Below are 4,973 nucleotides of genomic sequence, written 5' to 3'. Positions count from 1 at the left end.
CGCCGACCACGTGGCGTTCATCACCACCGGCATCCACGCCGCGTACCGCCTCGACCAGCAGCGCGAGCGGGACAAGGCCGAGGCCGAGCGCATCGGCCGCTTCGAGGTGCGCCCCGGCGGTCAGTGACCGGTGGAGCCGCCGTTGTCCCTGCGGTCCAGGGCCCGCTGCAGCGCGGCGGCGGCGTTCTTGCGGTCGGCCTCGCTCAGGCGGGCGGAGTGGCGGGTACGGCGGACGGTCGTCTCAGCGGACATGGTGATCGACTCCTTGAGATCAGTGGGATCTACAGGCGCCGGATGAGGCGGGGAGCGGTGCCGCAGGGATTGCCTGCGCGGGGCACTGCGCTCGCGGCCGCCATTCGCTGGATCGAGCGAGACGTTCGGCTCCTACAAAGCTAGGTGAGCGGAGCCGCTCTGTCTCCACAATTACTCGGACTTCCTACTATCTGAGACGGCCCTCACCCGGACAGGGGGCCGCGGCCCGCCCTCAACTCCCGTATCAGCGCCCGCACAGCGGGCGATCCGGCCAGCTCGGGCGTGGTGACGTAGCCCACCGAGCGGGTCGGGCGGTCCGGGCCCAGGTCGGTGATCCGCACCGTGTCCGGCGCGCCCACCAGGGACAGCTCGGGCATCACCGCCATCCCGAACCCCCCGGCCACCAGCGAGAGCACCGCGCCGTCGTCCTGGGTCTCCACGGTCGCGGACGGCAGCCAGTCCTGCCGCTTCCACCACTCGCGCGTGTAGGAGGTGCAGTTCTCCGCCCAGTCCACCAGCGGAAGGGCGCGCGGCGCCGGGTGGTCCGCCGGGTGCACCCAGGCGTACCCCTCTTCGAGGAGCACCCCGCCGACCAGTTCGGCGGGGACCGGCGAGCTGGTGCCGATGGTGGCGATCGCCAGGTCGGCCCGTCCGTCCAGGACCTCCCCCGCGGTGCCGCGCCCCATCTCGCGCACCACCCTGACCTGCGGCTCGATCCGGGGGTGTGCGGCCCGCAGCCGCTCCAGGGCGGGCGGCAGCAGGTGCAGGGAGGCGCTGCGGAAGGCGGCCACCCGCAGCGGTCCCGCGATCTCGCCGGAGTCGGCGGCGGGCACCTCGGCCGCCATCAGCTCCAGCAGGCGCAGCACCCGGCGGGCGTAGCCGACGGCACGCTCCCCGGCGGGCGTGGGCGTGGCCCCCTTGCGCCCGCGCTCGAAGAGGACGGCGCCCAGCTTGCGCTCGCTGGCCCGCACCGAGTGCGAGACGGCGGACTGGGTCATGCCCAGGGCCTGCGCCGCGGCGGAGAAGCCGTGCTCGCTCGCGACGGCGACGAGGACGCGCAGTTCATGGGGGGCCAGGTCCGGCATCGGGGCTCTCACCTCGGTGTATGAGGGGCGTTCATGGGTCGGGCGGTTCCATCGACGCAACCCCCTGCCCGGCCCGCGCATTCCTCCGTACGTTTCCGGTCATGACGCACTCCGCAGCCACCATGGTCACCGTCCAGCAGACCGCCCGCCCGCACGGCTTCCCCACCGCCGGCCTGTTCGCCTTCGTCGAGTCGCCGGTGCCCGACCCGGCGCCGGGCACCGCGCTGGTGGAGAACCTCTACTGGTCGGTCGACCCCTACCACCGCGGCATGATGGACGCCGACTTCGCGCTGCACGCGCCGCTGGAGGGCCGCACGCTGGGCCGGGTGATCGCCTCCCGCGACCCGGGCCTGGCCGAGGGCGACCTGGTCTTCCACCGCGAGGGCTGGCGCACCCACGCCCTGGTCACCGAGGGCCGGGCGGGCGCCCGCAGGATCCGTTCGTACGAGGGCGTGCCGCTCTCCGCCCACCTCAGCCTGCTCGGCGGCACCGGCCTGACCGCGTACGTGGCGCTGACCCGGACCCTGCGCCTGCAGCCGGGCGAGGACCTGTTCGTCTCCGCGGCCGCGGGCGGCGTGGGCACCGCCACCGCCCGGATCGCCCGGCTGCTCGGCGCGGGCCGGCTGGTCGGCAGCGCGGGCTCCGCCGCCAAGGTCGCCCACCTGACCGGGCATCTGGGCTACGACGCGGCCTTCGACTACCACGACGGCAGTGTCGAGGAGCTGCTGGCGAAGGCGGCCCCGGACGGCCTGGACACCGCCCTGGAGAACGTGGGCGGCGACCACCTGGCGGGCGCGATCGCGAACCTGCGCCACCACGGGCGGCTCGCCTGGGTGGGCGCGGTGGGCCAGTACCACCACGCCGACCAGCCGCCCGCGGCGCCCCGCAACCTGTACGACATCGTCACCAAGTCGCTGCGGGTGGAGGGCGTGATGGTGCGCAACTACCCGCACCTCCAGGACGAGTTCGAGGACTTCCTGGTCCCGCACCTGCGCTCCGGCGCGGTCACGGCGGACGCGACGGTGGTGGAGGGGTTCGACCGGATCGTGGAGGCGTTCCTGGGCATGCTGCGCGGCGAGAACGTCGGAAAGATGCTGGTCAGGGCGGCGGGCCAGCTCTGATCCCGGGTCCGGAACGGGCTGGGCGGAGCTACCTGTGTCGCACCGCCCGCTAAGTCGCTTCCCTCAATAGGTTGTATTCCTATCTAGCTAGTGATGGAATACGGGCATGGCCACAGACCGCAGATCCAGCTGGCTCAAGGGAGTCCTCGACCTCCTCGTCCTGTCCTGCCTCACCGAGGGCGAGAGCTACGGGTACGAGATCTCCAAGGCGCTCGCCGGGGCGGGCCTCGGGGAGATCAAGGGCGGAACGCTCTACCCGGTGCTCAACCGGCTGGAGGAGGCGGGGCTCGCCGTGGGCGAGTTCCGCGCCGCCGAGCGCGGACCCGGGCGCCGCTACTACCGCCTCACCGAGGCGGGGCGCGCGCACCTGGCCGCCGAGAGCACCGCCTGGCTGGGCTTCCACACGTCCGTCACGACCATGCTGACCAACGGGGGAACACGATGAACGACACCGAGCGCACCCGCTCCACCGAGCCCTACTTCGCCGAGCTGACCGCCGCCCTGCGCGCGTCCGGCGCCGACGAGACCCACATAGCCACCACCGTCGACGAGCTCACCGGCTACCTCGCCGAGACCGGCGCCGCGCCCGAGGAGGAGTTCGGCCCCGCCGCCGCCTTCGCCGCCCAGCTCGGCGGCACCACCCCGGCCGCGACCGCACCCGCCGAGGAGGCGCAGTCCTGGACCTGGACCGCCGACATCTACCACGACCGGCGCCTGCTCGCCGCCCACGGCGACCAGGGCTGGGAGGTCGAACGCATCGACTCCCTGGGCCGGTTCGTCTGCCGCCGGGTCCCGGGCGCCGCGCTGCGCTGGGAGTACCGCCGCGAGACGGCGGTCGGCCCCCGGCGCCGCGCCCAGCTCCTGGAGCGGCTCGCGCCGGAGGGCTGGGAGGCGTGCGGCGACTGGTCGGTGTTCGTCTACCTCAAGCGCCCGAAGGCGGCCAGCGAGGGCCCGGCGGCGCAGCTGTCCGAGCTGCCGGAGCGGCCCGCGCGCTCCTACTACTTCGACACCCGCACCAAGTGGATCCTGGTCATGTGGGTGCTGGCGATGCTCGCGCTGACGGGCACCTGGATCGCCGACGTCAGCGACGTCTCGGCGTTCGCCGCGCTGGGCGCCCTGGTCGGCTCGGCGCTCGCGGGAGCGGCCGTGGCGGTCGGCAACCGCCGCCGCAACCGGAGCTGACCCTCCGTCACATGACGTCCCCGTCGCGCCAGTCGAACTGCAGCGCCGCGGCGGGATCCGGCAGCGCGCGACCGGCCGCCGGGCGCAGGTAGGTGGTGCCCTCCTCGTCGGCGAGGTGCTCGACGCCCCCGGGGCCGTACGCCTCGATCCGCCCCGGCCACGCCCGCCACCCCAGCGAGCGGTAGAGTCCGGCCCCCGCGTCGGAGGCCGAGAGCGCCCCGAAGTCATAGGCGCCGTCGACCACTTCGTGCAGCCGCTCCATCACCCGTACGCCCAGGCCCTGCCGGCGCCGGTCGGCGCGCACCGCGACCGCCTCGACGTAGCCGACCCGGTACGAACGCCCCGCGTGCGACGCCCTGCGCATGATCACGCTGCCGTGCGCGGCGACGCCCCGCCCGTCGGTGACCCAGGCGTGGATCCCGCCGAGCCCGTGGTCCCAGTCCGCGTCGCTGAAGTCGCCCTCGAACGCCGCGTCGAGCAGCGCGCGGAACTCGGCGAGGGCGGCCGGGGACAGCTCGTGGGTGTGCGCGGCGCGCACGGCGTCATCACTCATGCGCCCCAGTCTCACAGGCCCCCGCGCCACCAGGTACTCAGGGCCGGATCTGAGTACCCGCGCCGTGTCGAAAAGCCTTCTGCCGCACCAGAGTTGGGGCCATGGACGGCCTCTACGCACTCAAGCCCTGGTACGCCCGGCGACTGTCCGGCGTGCGCGCCGCGCTCGCCCGGCGCGGGGTGTCGCCCGACGCCCTCACCGCGGCGGGGGTCGGCTGCGCGGCCCTGGCCGCGGCCGCCCTGGCGTGGCTGCCCGCCCCGCTCGCCGCCCTCCCGGTCGCCGTCCTGCTGGCGGCCCGGCTCGCCTTCGCCAACCTCGACGGGGCGCTGGCCCGGGACACCGGCCGCACCACCCGGCGCGGCGCCCTGCTCAACGAACTGGGCGACCGGGCCGCCGACCTGGTGGTGCTGGCCGGTTTCCTGGCGCTGGCCGCGCCCTGGCTGGTCGCCCTCGCCGCGCTCGCCGCGACGCTGCCCTCCTGGGTGTCGCTCGCGGGCGCGGCGGCGGGCGCGCCCCGGCTCAACGGCGGCCCGGTCGGCAAGACCGAGCGCTGCCTGCTCGTGGTGCTCGCGGCGGCCACCGGCTGGGCCGTGCCGGTCCTCGCGGTGCTCGCGGCGGGTTCGGCGCTGACCGCGCTGGTGCGGCTCGGGCGGCTGTGGGGTGAGCTGGCGTGAGCGGGGCCGTGGTGCGGGCGCTGCCGCTGGTCGCGGGCGCGCTGGCGGCGGGCGGCGCGGCCGTCGCCGTACTGCCCGCGCGGGTGCGGGCGCGGGCCGAGCTGCG

7 protein-coding genes are annotated in these 4,973 nt (G+C 74.9%); 4 read left to right on the top strand and 3 right to left on the bottom strand.

Annotated elements, in window-relative coordinates:
• Positions 1-120: 120 nt before the first annotated feature.
• Entirely contained in the window at positions 121-252 is a 132-nt protein-coding gene (locus ABT160_RS46350; protein WP_351656285.1) for a hypothetical protein, read from the bottom strand.
• Positions 253-455: 203 nt separating this feature from the next.
• Entirely contained in the window at positions 456-1,337 is an 882-nt protein-coding gene (locus ABT160_RS46345) for a LysR family transcriptional regulator (RefSeq protein WP_351656282.1), read from the bottom strand.
• A gap of 101 nt (positions 1,338-1,438) precedes the next feature.
• Between ABT160_RS46345 and ABT160_RS46340 the strand changes: the two genes are divergently transcribed.
• From ABT160_RS46340 to ABT160_RS46330, 3 genes are all read left to right on the top strand, one after another.
• A complete protein-coding gene (locus ABT160_RS46340; RefSeq protein ID WP_351656279.1) occupies positions 1,439-2,458 on the top strand; it encodes an NADP-dependent oxidoreductase in 1,020 nt (339 codons plus the stop codon).
• A gap of 106 nt (positions 2,459-2,564) precedes the next feature.
• A complete protein-coding gene (locus ABT160_RS46335) occupies positions 2,565-2,903 on the top strand; it encodes a PadR family transcriptional regulator (RefSeq protein ID WP_351656276.1) in 339 nt (112 codons plus the stop codon).
• A complete protein-coding gene (locus ABT160_RS46330) occupies positions 2,900-3,640 on the top strand; it encodes a hypothetical protein (protein WP_351656273.1) in 741 nt (246 codons plus the stop codon). The genes ABT160_RS46335 and ABT160_RS46330 overlap by 4 nt, the downstream gene beginning before the upstream one ends.
• 7 nt (positions 3,641-3,647) lie before the next feature.
• Here the strand turns inward: ABT160_RS46330 and ABT160_RS46325 are convergent, their stop codons facing one another.
• On the bottom strand, positions 3,648-4,193 hold the full coding sequence (locus ABT160_RS46325; RefSeq protein ID WP_351656271.1) for a GNAT family N-acetyltransferase: 546 nt from the start codon (positions 4,191-4,193) through the stop codon (positions 3,648-3,650).
• A gap of 101 nt (positions 4,194-4,294) precedes the next feature.
• Between ABT160_RS46325 and ABT160_RS46320 the strand changes: the two genes are divergently transcribed.
• A complete protein-coding gene (locus ABT160_RS46320) occupies positions 4,295-4,867 on the top strand; it encodes a CDP-alcohol phosphatidyltransferase family protein (protein WP_351656269.1) in 573 nt (190 codons plus the stop codon).
• Positions 4,868-4,973: the final 106 nt, after the last annotated feature.

The sequence above is a fragment of the Streptomyces sp. NPDC001941 genome, from assembly GCF_040296945.1.
Lineage (GTDB): Bacteria > Actinomycetota > Actinomycetes > Streptomycetales > Streptomycetaceae > Streptomyces.
This window is presented reverse-complemented; position numbering and strand designations above follow the sequence as displayed.